Origin of the sequence: Pseudanabaena biceps PCC 7429 (assembly GCF_000332215.1) — a bacterium.
Classification (GTDB): Bacteria; Cyanobacteriota; Cyanobacteriia; order Pseudanabaenales; family Pseudanabaenaceae; genus Pseudanabaena; species Pseudanabaena biceps.
Genome location: NZ_ALWB01000041.1, coordinates 11,665 through 28,809, shown reverse-complemented (window position 1 = coordinate 28,809; position 17,145 = coordinate 11,665). Strand labels below are relative to the sequence as shown.

General features: G+C 43.2%; 13 protein-coding genes. 11 read left to right on the top strand and 2 right to left on the bottom strand.

Features of this window, described 5'->3' with window-relative positions; genetic code table 11:
* Positions 1-273: 273 nt before the first annotated feature.
* Entirely contained in the window at positions 274-858 is a 585-nt protein-coding gene (locus PSE7429_RS06955) for a beta-class carbonic anhydrase (RefSeq protein WP_009626400.1), read from the bottom strand.
* Positions 859-1,336: 478 nt separating this feature from the next.
* On the opposite strand from PSE7429_RS06955, the gene PSE7429_RS27730 reads away from it, so the two are divergent.
* From PSE7429_RS27730 to PSE7429_RS06900, 11 genes are all read left to right on the top strand, one after another.
* On the top strand, positions 1,337-3,661 hold the full coding sequence (locus PSE7429_RS27730; protein ID WP_009626399.1) for an FAD/NAD(P)-binding protein: 2,325 nt from the start codon (positions 1,337-1,339) through the stop codon (positions 3,659-3,661).
* Positions 3,662-3,872: 211 nt separating this feature from the next.
* Positions 3,873-4,946: a sulfonate ABC transporter substrate-binding protein gene (locus PSE7429_RS06945; RefSeq protein WP_009626398.1), complete on the top strand. Its 1,074-nt coding sequence runs from the start codon at positions 3,873-3,875 to the stop codon at positions 4,944-4,946.
* 71 nt (positions 4,947-5,017) lie between these two features.
* Positions 5,018-6,352: a cytochrome P450 gene (locus tag PSE7429_RS06940; protein ID WP_009626397.1), complete on the top strand. Its 1,335-nt coding sequence runs from the start codon at positions 5,018-5,020 to the stop codon at positions 6,350-6,352.
* A gap of 170 nt (positions 6,353-6,522) precedes the next feature.
* Positions 6,523-8,241, top strand: coding sequence for a fumarate reductase/succinate dehydrogenase flavoprotein subunit (locus PSE7429_RS06935; protein ID WP_009626396.1), 1,719 nt, complete (start codon positions 6,523-6,525; stop codon positions 8,239-8,241).
* 3 nt (positions 8,242-8,244) lie between these two features.
* On the top strand, positions 8,245-9,024 hold the full coding sequence (locus tag PSE7429_RS06930; RefSeq protein WP_009626395.1) for a class I SAM-dependent methyltransferase: 780 nt from the start codon (positions 8,245-8,247) through the stop codon (positions 9,022-9,024).
* A 168-nt stretch (positions 9,025-9,192) separates the two neighbouring features.
* Complete coding sequence (locus PSE7429_RS24280) at positions 9,193-9,519, top strand: GNAT family N-acetyltransferase (RefSeq protein ID WP_083888376.1); 327 nt, start codon at positions 9,193-9,195, stop codon at positions 9,517-9,519.
* A gap of 42 nt (positions 9,520-9,561) precedes the next feature.
* Complete coding sequence (locus tag PSE7429_RS06920; protein WP_009626392.1) at positions 9,562-10,263, top strand: class I SAM-dependent DNA methyltransferase; 702 nt, start codon at positions 9,562-9,564, stop codon at positions 10,261-10,263.
* Between the two features lie 34 nt (positions 10,264-10,297).
* Positions 10,298-10,525, top strand: a complete 228-nt coding sequence (locus tag PSE7429_RS06915) for a 4Fe-4S dicluster domain-containing protein (protein WP_009626391.1) — start codon at positions 10,298-10,300, stop codon at positions 10,523-10,525.
* A gap of 6 nt (positions 10,526-10,531) precedes the next feature.
* Positions 10,532-11,533 (top strand): HEAT repeat domain-containing protein, encoded by a 1,002-nt coding sequence (locus PSE7429_RS06910; protein WP_009626390.1) that lies wholly within the window; start codon positions 10,532-10,534, stop codon positions 11,531-11,533.
* A 21-nt stretch (positions 11,534-11,554) separates the two neighbouring features.
* A complete protein-coding gene (fosX, locus tag PSE7429_RS06905) occupies positions 11,555-11,953 on the top strand; it encodes a FosX/FosE/FosI family fosfomycin resistance hydrolase (RefSeq protein WP_009626389.1) in 399 nt (132 codons plus the stop codon).
* The gene (locus PSE7429_RS06900) at positions 11,953-12,990 is read left to right on the top strand and encodes an Mrp/NBP35 family ATP-binding protein (protein ID WP_009626388.1); all 1,038 of its coding nucleotides are present in this window, start codon (positions 11,953-11,955) and stop codon (positions 12,988-12,990) included. The genes fosX and PSE7429_RS06900 overlap by 1 nt, the downstream gene beginning before the upstream one ends.
* A gap of 187 nt (positions 12,991-13,177) precedes the next feature.
* Here the strand turns inward: PSE7429_RS06900 and PSE7429_RS23415 are convergent, their stop codons facing one another.
* Entirely contained in the window at positions 13,178-16,978 is a 3,801-nt protein-coding gene (locus tag PSE7429_RS23415) for a response regulator (RefSeq protein WP_009626387.1), read from the bottom strand.
* Positions 16,979-17,145 lie beyond the last annotated feature (167 nt).

Below are 17,145 nucleotides of genomic sequence, written 5' to 3'. Positions count from 1 at the left end.
CTTCCATTTCCTAAAAATTATATGCCTGTTGACGAAAGTTCTGTAGTTTATCAATAATCATGACTGTAGATGTGCTTTTTCTTTTTCATCTACTTTAGGCAGTTTGTATCTCTTTTACTCTGCCTTTTTTTCCTTTTTTAGTCTAAACTCCAGTAGAGCACTTAATCCATCTACAGAGATCTCCTTAATTCTAGTTTTAGCATCAGCCGCTAGTTTTTGAAATCCTTCACTATGTGCCATGTTTCTGATTACCCCTTGATTTTTAAACCATTTTTAAACCGATGCTTTACCAATCGCTGTAGCTTCAGGCACTTCGATCAACTTACCTGTTTTAACATCATAGATAAAGCCATAGATGGGAATTTCCTTGGGAACAAGGGGATGGTTGCGAATCCGTCTCACATCAATGACGACACTCTCTGCCAAGTCTGGGAAAGTTAGCCAATCGATAAATTCCGCTCCATTAGAGCCTTCACCTTCACCCGAATCATGCCAACCATTTTCATCAATGGAAGAGGTTTTCAAGCTACTGGCTAGTAATTTGCGAATGGTCTGATCGGTAAATAACTGCATTCCGCAATCCGTATGATGAATGACAAACCATTCCTTTGTGCCAAGAAGTTTATAAGAAATAACTAGCGATCGGATGGCATCATCACTAGCGCGTCCACCTGCATTACGAATCACATGGGTATCTCCTTCTGCTAGTCCTGCATATTTGGCAGGATCGAGCCGTGCATCCATACAGGTCAAAATTGCAAATTGCCGACTTGGGGGCAAAGGTAGTGCTCCTTTGTCCCCGAAATTTTCCACATAAGCTTGGTTAGCCGACAATACCTCTTGCAAAATTTGGCTCATTGCCTTTATACCCCTACTCTTTACTCTTGTTCAGTACTTGATAGATTTACTTATTTACTAAAACTACGATAACCCGATAAAATTGCCGTAGATTGCTAGGTCAAAACTAGCACCTTGACATCTCAAAAGCAAGCTTTTTGATCACCTTAACTATGAGTTTTTGACGATTAAATTGACCTAAAACCCACTAATAGGCAATGATTTGCCAATAAACATCTAAATTGTTGTGTATAAGCCGTAGATTGTTTGTCATTGTGTAATTATCTATATACTTATGTACTTAACGTAGTAAAAACAGGATTTATTCATCCAAATTTTGGGGGTTACTGCCAACTTTCACAAAAAAAGAGCATTTTTTAGCTAAAAGACGGTTTTGAAATACCCGTCAACAGGGCAAATTGATCGGCTATTCTACGAAAAAAATTCACACAATCTCATCGCAGCCTCCTAAACCTTCATCATCGACTAGTTAAACGATATGGCTCAAAACAATACTCAAAAAGATCCCAATGAATCTAAATCTGCAACGATCGCAATTATTGGTGGTGGCTTTAGCGGGACGCTTGTGGCAGTAAATCTATTAAAAACGGCGACGCAACCATTAGCGATTAAACTAATTGAACGCCGTGAACAAATTGCCAAGGGTATTGCCTACAGTACAGATACAGACTGTCATTTGCTCAATGTATCGGCGGGAAATATGACTGCTTTCCCAAATGATGCAGGACATTTTTTACGCTGGCTCTATTACAATTACAGCGAACTAGCCGACTTCCTTCCGCATGAAATTACAGCAAGTACTTTTATCCCGCGTAAGGTCTATGGACTATATATTCAATCAGTTTTAGAAGAAGCTCTTGCTACGGCTCCGAATCATATCAAGCTAGAAAGGATAACCGATGAAGTAATTGCTGTGGAGAAAATTCAAACAGCTAGTTCGCAACGTGCGCGAGTTTTCCTAAAGCATCAAGGGGCGATCGCTGCGGACAAGGTGGTCTTAGCGCTCGGAAATTCACCCAATGTCTTACCTCAAGACGCTGATCGTACTCGTAATGCTTGGTCAGCCGCAGCTTTAGAAGATTTGCATCTTGATGATGATGTATTGCTGACTGGTACGGGCTTAACGATGGTGGATATGGTTTTGTCGTTGCATGAGCGGAACCATAAGGGCAAAATCTACGCGGTGTCACGACGGGGATTGTCACCGCAAAGACACCAAGCCACAAAACCTTATCCTCCATTTTTGACCGTGGAAAATGCGCCGAAAACTGCTCTAGGGCTATGGCGACACTTGAGAATGGAAGTGAAGAAAGCAGAATCAGAGGGCTATGATTGGCGTGCGGTCATAGATTCTTTACGTCCAATTACTCAGAAGGTGTGGCAACAGTTACCACTTCAGGAACAGAAACGATTTTTGCGTCATGCGGTTCCCTATTGGGATGTGCATCGTCATCGCATTGCTCAGCAGGTCGCGGAAGTTCTCGATCAACTGTTAGCTTCAGGGCAATTGACGATCGCCGCAGGACGGATTCAAAGTCAGGAACAAGATGAAAATGGTGTAACCGTCACTATTCAAGCAAGGACTAATAAATCTCAAAAATCTCAAAAATCTCAAAATAAGTCTAGCTATACTTTACAGGTTCATCGTGTGGTTAACTGTACAGGTGTCGCTGCCGACTATCGCAAATCTAATCATCCATTAGTAGAAAGTTTGCGATCGCAAAATCTAATTCGCCCAAATTCCCTTGGTTTAGGTCTAGCATCCGCTGCAAATGGTGCTTTACTCAATGGCACAAATAAGCCTTCAAATCTGCTCTATACCATCGGTACACCTCGCAAAGGTGATCTCTGGGAAACGATCGCTGTTCCTGAATTGCGCGGACAAGCTCAAGCTTTAGCAGAAACCTTATTGCGATCGCTACCTCTGCGAGTGCGTTCCATTCCCACCACGCCGCTACTGATTGGCGATATTCTCCAGCAAGTAAATTCAGCGCTAATCTTCCGTCAATTCTGCGATCCTGAAACCAGTAGCTATACCTATCTTATTGGCGATCGCCAGACCAGAGAAGCGGTACTGGTCGATCCCGTTTTAGAACAAGTAGAACGGGATTTACAAGCGATCGATGATTTGGGCTTAACTTTGCGCTATTGCCTAGAAACCCATATCCACGCCGATCACGTCACGGGTGCAGGTAAGCTGCGACAACTGCGCGGCGCTCAAGTCCTAGTTCCCGAAAAGGCAGCCGTTCTCAAAGCCGATTTATCCCTTGCTGATGGCGAAATTTTGACGATAGGATCGGTCACGATTCAAGCTATTGCTACCAATGGACATACCAACGCCCATTTATCTTATTTGGTAAATAATACCCACCTGTTAACGGGTGATGCGCTCTTTATTCGCGGCTGCGGGCGCACGGATTTCCAAGGTGGTGATGCTGGCACGCTCTACGATGCAGTCACTGAGAAATTATTTACATTGCCCGATGAAACTCTGGTCTATCCTGCCCATGATTATAAAGGTCGCACCGTTTCTACGATTGGCGAAGAGAGGCGACTGAATCCTCGATTTAGCGATCGCACCCGTGAGCAGTTCATCACGATTATGAATAATCTGAATTTAGCATTCCCTAAAAAGATGAATGAGGCGGTTCCTGCTAATGAATACTGTGGTGATTTCATACCTCAAGATAGTGTCGCAAATCTTGGAATTGATTTAGCAATTAGTCAAGATGAAAAAGAAATAGAACTCACTATTTTGAAAAATACCGAAATCTATAATGACTACTTTGCAATGTATATCTAGCAAAGGAAGTTTTGGATAATAACCTTTTTCTTAGCTATAACTAGCTTTTTAGTATTCTACGGTATATACTTGTAATTACCGTATTTTTTGGCATAGAAATATTAAGTTTCAGTGAAATCCTCGCCCTGAAAGGGGTGATAGGTTTCTTTGTCTTGATTTTTTCCTAATTGATTTTGATTTAAATCTTTATGTACTGTTGTGAGGAGTCTCAATGTTCAAAACCATTCCCTTTAAACAATCTCAGCGATCGCCGATTCAGGTGCTTGCTAAACTCTCGGCATTTGCCATTAGCGCTAGCCTATTTGCATCAGGCTGCGCTCCCCAAGCTAGCAACAACACAACTACTTCTACCTCTACTACCGCTGCAAGCCCAACCGCAGCAGCCAAAACTGATAGTCCAGCCCCAAGCGCCACAGGTGGCAAGCTGCGAATTGGTTTCCAAAAATCTGCCACGGTTCTCTTTTCTCTAAAGGGGAAAGGAACTTTAGAGACAGTCTTTAAATCAACTGGTGGAACTGTTACATGGTCAGAGTTTCCTGCGGGCTTACCGATGGTAGAAGCATTGAATGCGGGGGCGATCGATGTTGCCTATGTGGGTGAAGCACCTCCTGTATTTGCTCAAGCGGCTAAGGGTTCCACGGTGCGCTACATTGCCTACGATCCCTATGGTGTCGAATCGGAAGGTATTGTCGTTCATAAGGATTCGCCAATTCAAACCCTTGCCGATCTCAAGGGTAAAAAGCTTGCTGTGCAAAAAGGAGCTAATGCTCACTATTTAGCTGTAAAGGCGATCGAATCCGCAGGTTTACAAGTCAGTGATGTGGAATTCTCCTTTGTGAAACCCTCCGATGGTCGGGCTGCCTTTGAGAAAAAGAATGTCGATGCTTGGTCAGTTTGGGACCCTTATCTTGCTGCTGTGGAAGTTGATACAGGTGCAAGAGTTCTCGCTAGCGCCAAGGGCTTAGCACCTAATCGTGGTTACTATCTAGCTTCTAAGGAATTCATTGAGAAGAATCCTGAAGCCCTGAAGCTATTTTTAGCTGAATTGAAAAAAGAGAGCGAATATGCCAAGAATAACCCTGCGGAAATCGCTAAGTTTCTCTCTCCTGCCCTTGGTGTTGATGCTGCCATTCTCGAAAAAGCAGAAAAACGTCGCGATTATGGCATCTTGCCGCTCACCGAAGAAGTGATTGCAAAGCAGCAAGACATCGCTGATACCTTTGCCAAACTTAAGCTAATTCCTCAGCCCATCGTAGTGAAAGAAGCAGTTTGGGATGGGAAGTAACATTAGGTAAAGGCAAGCACATTAGGATTGCCCTTTTTTAATCGCCTTTTATCGCATAAAGAGGTCAAAATATGTCCAGATTAATCAACCCCATCCAAACTTTGCCATTTATCCAGAAAATTCGCTGGGCGCTTAACCCCATCGGCTATCTGGAAAAGGCAGGGCAGAAATATCCAGATATCTTTACAGCCAACGTTTTTAGTAGAAATTCAGTGTTTGTGGTTGATCCGCAAGGGATTCAGCAAGTACTAACTAGCGATCGCAAACAATTGAGCGCCCCTGGTGGTGCAAATGGAATTTTAAAGCCAGTCGTTGGCAGTTATTCGGTATTTGGGCTAGATGGCGATCTCCACCGCAAGCGTCGTCAAATTGTGATGCCTGCTTTTCATGGGGCAAGGTTGCAGACATACGGACAGCTAATTTTTGACCTCACCAAGAAGGTATTTGATAACCTCAAGCCTAATCAGACTTTTTTAGCCCGAAATATCACCCAAGAGATTTCCCTAGAGGTAATTCTGCAAGCGGTATTTGGTTTGTATGAAGGCGATCGCCGTCAGAAACTCAAGCAACTTTTGACGACAATGCTCGATAATACCGCCACTCCTTTGGGTGCGATCTATCTCTTCTTTCCTGCTCTGCAAAAGGATCTCGGTGCGTGGAGTCCTTGGGGTAAGTTTCTGCGGAAGCGGCAACAGGTGGATAAAATTCTCTATGCGGAAATAGCCGATCGCAGGGCAAATCATGATCCTAACCGCACCGATATTTTATCGATGTTGCTGTCTTCCGTGGATGAAGATGGACAGGGAATGACCGATCAGGAATTGCGCGATGAGCTTTTGGGCTTATTGGTGGCTGGGCATGAAACTACGGCTACCGCAATGGCTTGGGCTTTATACTGGATTCAGCGATCGCCTAAAGTTAAAGAGAAGTTATTGGCAGAATTAAAAACTGTTAGCAATCCCAGCGATTGGACAGGTATTTTTAAACTTCCCTATTTAACAGCAGTATGTAATGAGACTTTGCGGATTCATCCCGTAGCGATGCTGACCTTCCCAAGATTGACGGAAGAACCGATAGAACTATTGGGACATAAATTAGATACGCATACGGTAGTCCAAGCCTGTATCTATCTCTTACATCATCGTGAAGATTTATATCCCAATGCTGATCAATTCCAACCTGAACGTTTTCTCGATCGCCAGTTTTCTCCCTACGAGTTTATGCCCTTTGGTGGCGGCGCAAGGCGCTGTGTCGGTGAAGCTCTAGCCCAGTTTGAGATGAAGATTGTCTTAGCGACAATTCTCTCCCATTACAATCTAGAACTACGCGAAGACAAACCCGTTAAACCACAGAGAAAAGGAGTCACGCTTTCTCCAAAAGGAGGTATTAAGATCGCTGTTGTATAAGATATCCAGAGATCCCCCCAGCCCCCCTTTTTAAGGGGGGAGAATATAATAATTAATCTTCTTCCCTCTTTTTAAGGGGGATTGAGGGGGATCGAAACCTCAAATCACGAGACCAATTTCCAATCACCAATTTCCAATCACCAATTCCCAATCACCAATTCCCAATCACCATGCCCAATCTCAACATCAACACCCAACGCCTCATCACCGATGTCCTCGTCATTGGTGGCGGTACAGCTGGCACTATGGCAGGAATTAAGGCAAAACAAGCGAATCCCGATCGCGATGTCTTGATTCTCGAAAAAGCAAATATCCGTCGTAGCGGTGCGATCGCGATGGGGATGGATGGTGTCAATACCGCCGTCATCCCCGGAAACTCCACACCAGAGCAGTACGTACGTGAAGTGACGATCGCTAATGATGGCATTGTGGAACAAGCAACGGTTTATCAAACGGGTAAGCTGGGTTTTGAAGTGATTAAAGAATTAGAAAGTTGGGGTGTGAAGTTCCAAAAGGATGCTCAAGGGGAATATGACCTCAAGCAAGTGCATCGGATTGGTAAATATGTCTTGCCCATGCCTGAAGGTAAAGACCTGAAAACGATTTTGGCACGGCAGGTAAAGCGGCATAAGGTGCGGGTCACCAATCGCGTGATGGCAACAAGGGTCTTAGTGGAAAATGGTCGGGCGATCGGCGCGGTGGGCTTTGATGTGCGTAATGGTGATTTTGTGATCATTCAAGCAAAAGCTGTCATCCTCTGTACGGGCGCGGCTGGGCGTTTAGGATTACCTGCTTCGGGCTATCTCTATGGAACTTACGAAAACCCCACCAATGCAGGCGATGGCTACTCAATGGCTTATCACGCAGGGGCAGAACTCTCAAATATTGAATGCTTCCAAATCAATCCTCTGATCAAAGATTACAATGGACCTGCCTGTGCCTATGTGGCAGGACCTTTTGGCGCACATACGGTTAATGCTGAGGGACATCGCTTCATTAATTGCGACTATTGGAGTGGGCAGATGATGCTGGAGGTCTGGAAGGAACTGAACTCTGGCAAGGGTCCTGTGCAGCTAAAAATGACCCATCTCGATCCCGATACAATTTCTGAAATTGAATCGATCATGTGGTCAAATGAGCGCCCCAGTCGCGAGCGCTTTCATGCGGGACGGGGTGAGGACTATCGCACCCATGGCGTGGAAATGAACATTTCCGAAATTGGCTTATGTAGCGGTCATAGTGCGTCAGGTGTATGGGTAAATGAACGCGCCGAAACTACAGTCGCAGGACTATACGCGGCGGGTGACATGGCGAGTGTGCCGCACAATTACATGATTGGTGCGTTTGTATATGGCAGAATCGCGGGAATTGAGGGGATGAAGTACAGCGATGATTTGGAACATCTTGAGCCAAATTCGGAATTTCTAGAAGCAGAGAGAACCAGAATTTATGCACCTTTAACCCGACCTAATGGCGTTCCCCATACCCAAGTGGAATATAAATTACGCCGACTGGTGAATGATTATCTGCAACCACCGAAGTCTACAAACAAGATGGAGATTGGCTTAGGGCTGTTTGCTCGCTATCAAGAAACCCTCGATATTATGGGCGCTCAAGATCCCCATGAATTAATGCGTTGTATGGAGGTGCATTTCATCCGCGATTGTGCAGAAATGGCGGCAAGGGCTTCACTGTTCCGTAAGGAAACTAGATGGGGACTTTATCATTATCGCTTGGATTATCCAGAGAAGAATAATGATGAGTGGTTCTGTCATGTCAATTTGAAGAAAGATGAATCGGGACAAATGACTCTCTTTAAACGGGATGTTTCTCCTTACATTATTCCTGTGGATGTGCGTCAAGAAGTTTATGATGTGGCGGTGAGGTAGATCATGGCGATTTACAATTCCATTGGTAAGCAATATGCAAAAACGCGAGTTCCCGATCGCCGCATTGTCAATCAGTTAATCGAACTACTTGATTTACCTCATGGGAGTGTGATCGCCGATATTGGCGCGGGAACAGGTAACTATAGTTATGCCTTAGCAAATCAAGGATTTTGGGTGAAAGCGATCGAACCTTCTGTCGTGATGCAACAACAAGCGATCGCGCATCCACAACTTCAATGGTTTACTGGTTATGCTGAAAATTTACCCCTAGGCGATCGGTCTGTTGATGGTGCGATTAGTACCTTAGCAATTCATCACTTTACTAATCTCCCCAAAGCATTTCAAGAAATGCATCGGGTAGTGAAAGGTGGGGCGATGATATTGCTAACTTTTGATATTAGACTGGCTCAAAAAATATGGCTCTATGATTATTTCCCATTTTTGTGGGATGATGCTTTGCAATTTTTAGCGCTTGATGAACAAATAGATTTAATTCAACAGAATACAAAGAGGAAAATTGAAACAATTCCTTTTTTATTACCCGATAACTTATCAGATTTGTTTGCTGCTGCTGCTTGGAAACGCCCAAAATTATATCTCGATCCTGTAGTACGTTCTGGTATTTCTTCGTTTGCAAAATTCGATGAAAATTTAATCGTGCAAGGAGTAAATTTATTGAAGAAAGACTTAAATAGTGGCGCGTGGTTGAAAAAATATGATGAAATCAAAAAATTAACTGAACTTGATATTGGTTATCGTTTTCTCCGAGCGACTCTTGCATAATTAACAAACAATTTTATCGGTTAAATTTATTTAAACCTATGGCAAGTAACGTTTCTATAAACAATCAAGTTATAATTAGAACAGCAGAAATTAAAGATGCTGAAAGGATCGCTATACTTGCCGATCAACTTGGATATCCTGTAACTAAATCAACAAGCAAAAGAACGGATTGATAAAATCCAAAATAATGATAACCATGTTTTATATGTAGCAACTTTAGATAAAGATGTAATTGCTTGGGCACACGCTTATATTTGTGATTCGATAGTAACTCAAACTTCTGCATTACTTTTAGGATTAGTTGTTGATCAAGATTATCGGCATCATGGAATTGGACATTTATTGATGAAAAAAATTGAAAATTGGGCGACTAAATCTGGTGCAGAAGGTGTGTTATTACGCTCAAATATTAAGCGAAAAGAAGCACATTTATTCTATGAGAAAATTGGTTATGCCAATATCAAACAATCATTAACTTTTTATAAATCGCTGTAATTAAAATAATGAATATAATCACTATTTTTAAAGGAGGTAAAAATGTCAGTTGATACTACGAAACTAATTCACGATCAAATTGAATACTATCGATCGCGATCCAGTGAATATGATGAATGGTTTTATCGTATTGGACGCTACGATCGCGGACAGGAACATAACGATCGCTGGTTTGCTGAAATCGAAGTTGTTCAGAAAGCTTTACGGGAAATTGGTCAAGTCAATCAAGTTTTAGAATTGGCTTCTGGGACTGGTGTTTGGACAGAACAACTTTTACAAATCAGCACAAAAATTGAGGCGATCGATGCTTCTGCGGAAACGATTGCTATCAATCAAAATAAATTGAATTCTGATAAAGTAACCTATCAACATCAAGATATCTTCGTATGGGAACCAGAGCAAGAATACGATTTGGTGTTCTTCTCTTTTTGGCTTTCCCATGTTCCACCAGATTTGCTTCAATCCTTTTTAAATAAAGTTTATCTTGCCACGCGTAAAGGAGGACAGATTTTTATCATCGATTCCCGCAACGATTATACTTCTCGCGCTAAAGATCACCCTGTCAATGGACAAAATGGAATTTATCAAACTCGGAAACTTAATGATGGCAAGGAATTCACGATTGCTAAAATTTACTATCAACCAGATGAACTGCAAACTCTACTGGTTAATGCGGGATTTACCGCAGATGTGCGTGTGACAGATAACTACTTCATCTCTGCCCATGGATGGAAATCCAATTAATCGTAAATCTTTATAACAAAATACAACAAAAACCATGGCTTTAATTAAACAACGTATTGATGTTCCTGTAATTGTCGATGAATCGAAATGTTTAGAAAAATGTGTCGCTTGCATTGAAGTTTGTCCCCTCGATGTCTTAGCTAAAAATCCCGAAACAGGCAAAGCATATATGAAATATGACGAGTGCTGGTTCTGCTTGCCTTGCGAAAAAGAATGTCCAACTGGTGCGATTACTGTACAAATTCCCTTTTTATTACGATAGAAAATTATGTGTATTACTAGCAATCCTGAATTACAAGAATGGATAGAATTATTACAGTCAGATGATCTGAGCGATCGCCTAGTGGCGATTAAAAGTTTGCAACATCTGGGTGATGAAGATGCGCTTGATGTGGTGTTACTCGCCCTCAACGACGAAAGCCCTGCTGTCCAAAAAATTGCGATCGCCACGCTCTGGGAATTTGCCAATCCGAAGGTAATTCCTAACCTAATCCCCAGTCTTGGCTCACCTGATGAAGAAATTCGGGTAGCATCTCTATCGGCTCTCGGTGAATTGGTTTCTCAAGATTCTCTTTTATTATTGCTAGATGCTTTACACCAAGACAATCGACCTCTTCAGCGCAATATTCTCATCCTGTTACGCAAAATCCATGACGCGCAATCTTTACCCTATTTATTGCCATTTCTAGAATCAGAGCATCCTGAATTAAGGGAAGCCGCGATTACAACTTTGCGCTATCTTAATCAAGTTAAAACTAGCCCCACCGCCTTACCACTACTGCATGATCCTTTTGATTTTGTGCGCCGTGAAGCTGCCCTGACATTGGGACATCTCGCTGATGCCGAGGTCATTCCCATCTTGAGCAAAGCTTTAAAGGAAGATTCCGACTGGCAAGTGCGGCGCAATGTCACTAAAGCTTTAGCGATTCATGGCGATGGTGTCGCGATACCAGTACTAATTGAAGCGATCGCTGATGAGCATTGGCAAGTACGACGCTTTGCAGCGCAGGCTTTGCAGAAGATTTTCCAGAATGATCACCAGGCTAGCAAAAGTGAAGCGGCGATTCCTGCTCTAGTTAAGGCGCTTACCGATGAATATGCCGATGTGCGAAAAGATGCCGCGATCGCCCTTGGAGATCTGGCTAGTCCTGATGCTCTTCAAGCCCTGCGCCAAGCCCTAGACGATCCCGATCGCGAAGTTAGCATTCGGGCGGAACGCGCCATTAGCAAGATCGAGCAAATTGTGGCTGCTACTCAAATCTCAACCTAGTTCACATTCTAGTTCACATTTATGATTGAAGGGATTAGTCACATTACTTTTATAGTTAGCGATTTAGAAAAGATGTCCATTTTTTTATCAACAATTTTTGATGCTGAAGTGGTCTATGCCAGTGGTGAAAAGACATTTTCGACTTCCCAAGAAAAGTTCTTTCTAATTAATGGTATTTGGATTGCAATTATGGAAGGAAAATCACTAATCGAGAAAACCTACAATCATGTCGCTTTTAAAATAAGCGATCGCGATTTTGAGAAATATCGGTTGCGCATAAATTCTCTAGGTTTGGAAATGCGCGAAAGCCGCAGCCGTATCGAAGGTGAGAGTAATTCTCTATATTTTTACGACTACGATAATCACCTTTTTGAGTTGCATACAGGTACTCTCAATCAACGCTTAGAGGCATATAAATAATGATTGAAACTGTTCCTAGTAAATTATCCCCTGATTTTGCTGACATCCGTAAAGTGGAGGTTACTCAATTATTGAAACAATTAATCGTGCCTATTCTCAACAATGATATTGTAAGTTTAGGCATGGTGCGAAATCTCCGAATCGTCGATGATTACGTCTATTTACGTCTCTATGTCGGCTCGCATCAACTGGAATTAAAAGAGCAAGTTATAGCAACTCTCTCTAATTTCAACTGGTGCAAGAAAACCTATGTCGAACTCTGTACAATTCCTAAAGTTCGCACGACCTTAGCTGTTTCCAGTGGTAAAGGTGGTGTTGGTAAATCCACAGTTGCCGTTAACTTAGCCGCCGCTCTCAGCCTTACAGGGGCAAAGGTAGGTTTACTTGATGCCGATGTTTATGGACCAAATGTGCCGCAAATGTTGGGCTTAGGACATTCTGATATTCAAGTGATTGAAACTATCAATGGTCAGCGCTTCATTCCCTTAGAGGCGCATGGCATCAAAGTCATGTCTGTAGGTTTATTAGCAGAACCCGATCATCCCCTCGCTTGGCGGGGTCCCGTTCTCCATAAGATCATCACCCAATTCATTCATCAAGTAGAATGGGGGGAGTTAGATTATCTATTGATTGATTTGCCCCCAGGAACAGGCGATGCCCAGATTACGATTGTGCAGGAAAGTCCGATCTGTGGCGTAATCCTTGTGACGACACCGCAACAGGTGGCGATCGCAGATGTGCGCCGTAGTGTCCATATGTTCCGTCAGGTGGGCGTGCCTGTGTTGGGCATTGTCGAGAATATGAGCTATTTGCTTACGGAAGATGGAAAGGATTCACAATTTATTTTTGGTAAGGGAGGTGGTCAGCAATTAGCGATAGAACTACAAGCGCCTTTATTAGGAGAAATTCCGATTCATGCCTGTATTTGTGAAGGCGGCGATCGCGGATTGCCTGTGACTTTAAGCGATCGGAATTTTCTAGCCAGTCAAGTTTTTACAAAAATTGCTAACGCTTTAGTCATCGCATTGCATAAGTAAACTTACAGCGCTTTGCGCTCAAACCCAAATCAAGAAACCCTTTGAAAGTGTTGCAGAGCAACACTTTCAAAGGGTTTCTTGTGAGTCTTTTTCGAGACTCTAAGTAGCTAAGCATCAGTAAACTTACAGCACTTTGCACTCACACCCAAACCAAGGAAATTTTTGAAAGCGTTGCTTCGCAACGCTTTCAAAAATTTCCTTGTGGTTCGTTTGATCGATAATTGCTGTAAGTATGCTGAAAAATTTGCTGAATAGTGGTATGTAGTTTTTTGAGCTTGATCGGTTTAGCCAGATATTCGCTAGCTCCTGCCTTCAGACATCTTTCGCGATCGCCTTCCATCGCTAGAGCGGTGAGCGCAATGATTGGCGTTGCCGCAAATTTGGGATCGGTACGAATCAATTGAATTGCCTCTAGACCATCCATTCCTGGCATTTGAATATCCATGATGATAATGTCTGGGCAATGTTCTTGAGTCATGGCGACGGCTTCTTTGCCATTTTTAGCGATCGCAAGGCGGTATTTGAGCGCCAATAGATACGAACTAAAGGTTTGGATATTGGCTTCATTATCTTCCGCCAATAACACTAGCGGCGCGATCGCATTTTCACGATTGGGATCTTGTGGCAACAATGAAGTTGTCATGGATACAGTCGCTTCCAAAGCATCGGACTGATAAATCTCATAGGGTAGCGCCACGGTAAAACGACTGCCCTTGCCAACTTCGCTCTCCACAAAGACCTGACCGCCATGCATCTCGGTAATCTGCTTAACTAACGCCAGTCCTAACCCAGTACCTTCATAGCGGCGATTGAGACTACTACTGATCTGCACAAAGGGTTGAAAGAGGCGAGTCAGATCATGGGGAGAGATACCAATCCCCGTATCCACAATTTGAAAGAGAATCATCGGCGAATTCATTTCTTTGACACTCTGGGGAATTGTCGCCGATCCTTTCCATCGCTCACCCTGCCCAAAGGCAACAAGCAAACTAATCGTGCCTTCACTGGGAGTAAATTTAACTGCATTGGTGAGCAGATTAATTAGTACCTGTTTGATCCGCCGCTGTTCGACATTGATATTATGGATATTTTCAGGAATTTCACTAAAAACGCGAACTCGCTTATAGTTTGCCTGCTGTCGGATAAAAACAAGACTGGACTCACAGAGATTGAGAACTGACACTGGTTCGATATGTATTTCCATCATCCCCGATGAGATTTTTGATAGATCGAGAATGTCATTAATGAGGGAAAGGAGATGTTCGCCACTCGATGCGACCGTATTGATCGCCTTGACTTGCTTTTCGTTCATTAAGCCAAAGACCTGTTCTCCCAAAGCTTCGGACAGTCCCAAAATAGAATTTAGCGGCGTGCGGAGTTCATGGCTCATATTGGCAAGAAACTCATCCTTCATTTTGGTGGCGCGTAGGAGTTCTTCATTGGCGGTGCGGAGTTGTTCTTCAGTTTGTCTGCGAATCAACAGTTCGGTCTGGATCTGTTCATACAGATTAGCCTGTTGAATGGCGATCGCCACTTGATTGGCAATTTGTTCTAATAGCTCGATTTCCCATTCTTTCCATACATAGGGGTGATCGTTTTGGTACATGCCCAACAGCCCCCAGAGATTGCCACTGACAAAGATAGGCACGATCACGTAAGCTCTGGCTTGAAACTGCTCCAGCAGCTCGATATGACAAGGCTGTAAACCCTCTTCATAAATATCCGTGACGATCATGTTTTCACAATTGGCAAATCGACCGCCTTGGGTTTCTTGGAGATAAGTATCTTCCCAAACCTTATGCAAGTCTTCACCAACCAGTTTTACCCAACCATCGGCAACAGATTCGACGATAAATTCGCCATTCCAATCGGGTTGGAAGCGATAAATGGCAACCCGATCTAGATCGAAGGCTAGCCTCAACTCCTGTACGGCAATATGGAGAATATTAAGGACATTTAGGGGTTGGCGAATTGCTTGGGTAATATGGAGGAGGACTTGTTTTTGCAGGGACTGCTGTGTCAAACGCAACTCGGCTTGTTTGCGATCGCTAATATCTTGTCTGACGCTCAAAGTACCGATCGGTTGATCATGATCATCCTTGAGAACTGTCATCGCCATGGAGACAGGAAAGCGGGAACCATCTTTACGAATATCGATCCATTCTTCGTCAATCAAGCCTTGCATCGCCATCGATATTAATGCCGTAAAGCCCGTACCAATATCTTGCCCCAAGACAGCAGCAGCCTTAGTCGTTTTCGCAAGTACTTCTTCACAGTCATGAAATATTTCGGGAGTAACCCGACCGACCACTTCTCCCTTGCTGTAACCAAACATTTTCTCAGCACCAGCATTAAAGGTCTGGATAATACCATTCAAATCCGTGGAAATAATTGCATAGTCAGTGCCATCGAGAATAGCGCGTTGTAATTTGTTAACCTGCGATAGCTCTTGCGTTCTCTCTTTGACCTTGATCTCTAGGGATTGATTAAGCTGTTGCAGCTCTTGCTCCGCTAGTTTGCGATCGCTAATATCCCGAATAATCCAGCAGAGCTGAAGCTCTTTATCGGCAGGATTAATATTTTTAGTAGCCGTAATTTCCGCAGGGAAAGGATGAAGCTGAAGGGATTTCATCGTGATTTCCCAAGTCGTTTTCTCATAGTCTAGGGATAATAAATGATTGAGTTGACTGTTAAAGAACTCTTTTTGGATGATAAATTCTTCTAAAGAGACACCTAAAATATCATCACTATCAATCTCCAACAGCTCTGAAACAACTTGATTTGCTTCAAAAATCTGTCCCGATGCGTCGGTCACGAGATAGCCATCGGGGGCAAATTCAAATAGATTTTGATAGCGGATCTGGGCATACTCTAGCTGGCGGTGCTGGGAGATCAAGTCCTCCGTCGTGATCCGCAACTCCTCGATCGTGCATTGCAACTCCTCACTGGTGCTCTCAAGTAATCTATTGCGATCCTCTAGCTCGACTTGCTGTCTTAAGAGTAGATTTTCAAATCGTTTGCGTTCTGCCAACTCATTTTGGACTTGTTGATAGGCGATCGCCTGTTGAATAGCAATCTCTAGATGGATGGACAACTGTTGTACTAATTGAATATCGGACTCTTCCCAAATCCTTGGAGCCCCACATTGGTGCACCACTAACAATCCCCATAAAGTTCGTTCGTTCAGTTTCGATAACAGAATTGGCACTACCAAATTTGCCCTTACTTGAAATTCTTCCAGCAAGCGGATATGACAATCGGTTAAATTTGCCGCATAAATATCACTAGCAGCAAAAATCTTTCCCTTGCAATATTCACCACCAAGATTTTTCTGAAAGCAAGTATCATCAATCTTCACATTCAAGCTCGATCGCCAAGGGGCAACCACATCTTCCGCAACTACTACCCCGCCCATATCGGGTTTAAATTTATAGACAATTACCCGATCTGCTTCTAGAAATTGGCGCACTTCTCGCACAATGGCACTGGAGATATCCTCTAAATTTAGGAATTCGCGCACCCGCAGAGCAATTTCAGCAATCAGTCCCTGCTGTTTTTGCGATCGCTGCAACCGCCGACTAAGGACAGTTTGCCTCAATACTTGTTTAATCACTATGACGAGAGATTTTGCGGTTAATTCCCCCTTGATCAAATAGTCAGATGCCCCCAATTTCATGGCTCTTACCGCCATTTTTTCATCCCCCTGCCCCGTCATAATGATCACAGGAGTTTTTTCGCCTGTCTCCTCTTGATTGATGATTTCGAGAAACTCCAAGCCATCCCCATCAGGAAGCCTGATATCAATGAGCATAATATCTGGCTTTTGCGATCGCCAAAGAATGAGCCCTTCCTCTAGGCTTTCTGCTTCGATCCAATTACAAAGAAGCTCTGAGTCTAATTGTAGATAGCGCAGATAAGTAGCACGATCGCTTTCAGAATCATCGACTATCAAAACATTTACAGCAAACGACGATACTTGATAAGTCATTACAAGATTTCTATCTACTCTATCCTTTCAACATCTTACAATACTGCCTATTCTTTGGGTAAATAGTGTTAAGTGAAGGTGCTATAGCCCTGATCCCCCTGAACTTTGCGAGATAGAAATAAGATTTTACCGATTCTAAATAGGTTTTTGTAATTCACAAAATTGTT

What these genes read in the sequence shown, in the direction of transcription:
- PSE7429_RS06945 (WP_009626398.1), top strand. Translation starts at nt 3,873, where the DNA reads ATGTTCAAAACCATTCCCTTTAAACAATCTCAGCGATCGCCGATTCAG.
- PSE7429_RS06910 (WP_009626390.1), top strand. Translation starts at nt 10,532, where the DNA reads ATGTGTATTACTAGCAATCCTGAATTACAAGAATGGATAGAATTATTA.
- PSE7429_RS06955 (WP_009626400.1), bottom strand. Translation starts at nt 858, where the DNA reads ATGAGCCAAATTTTGCAAGAGGTATTGTCGGCTAACCAAGCTTATGTG.
- PSE7429_RS06935 (WP_009626396.1), top strand. Translation starts at nt 6,523, where the DNA reads ATGCCCAATCTCAACATCAACACCCAACGCCTCATCACCGATGTCCTC.
- fosX (WP_009626389.1), top strand. Translation starts at nt 11,555, where the DNA reads ATGATTGAAGGGATTAGTCACATTACTTTTATAGTTAGCGATTTAGAA.
- PSE7429_RS23415 (WP_009626387.1), bottom strand. Translation starts at nt 16,978, where the DNA reads ATGACTTATCAAGTATCGTCGTTTGCTGTAAATGTTTTGATAGTCGAT.
- PSE7429_RS06915 (WP_009626391.1), top strand. Translation starts at nt 10,298, where the DNA reads ATGGCTTTAATTAAACAACGTATTGATGTTCCTGTAATTGTCGATGAA.
- PSE7429_RS27730 (WP_009626399.1), top strand. Translation starts at nt 1,337, where the DNA reads ATGGCTCAAAACAATACTCAAAAAGATCCCAATGAATCTAAATCTGCA.
- PSE7429_RS06920 (WP_009626392.1), top strand. Translation starts at nt 9,562, where the DNA reads ATGTCAGTTGATACTACGAAACTAATTCACGATCAAATTGAATACTAT.
- PSE7429_RS06940 (WP_009626397.1), top strand. Translation starts at nt 5,018, where the DNA reads ATGTCCAGATTAATCAACCCCATCCAAACTTTGCCATTTATCCAGAAA.
- PSE7429_RS06900 (WP_009626388.1), top strand. Translation starts at nt 11,953, where the DNA reads ATGATTGAAACTGTTCCTAGTAAATTATCCCCTGATTTTGCTGACATC.
- PSE7429_RS06930 (WP_009626395.1), top strand. Translation starts at nt 8,245, where the DNA reads ATGGCGATTTACAATTCCATTGGTAAGCAATATGCAAAAACGCGAGTT.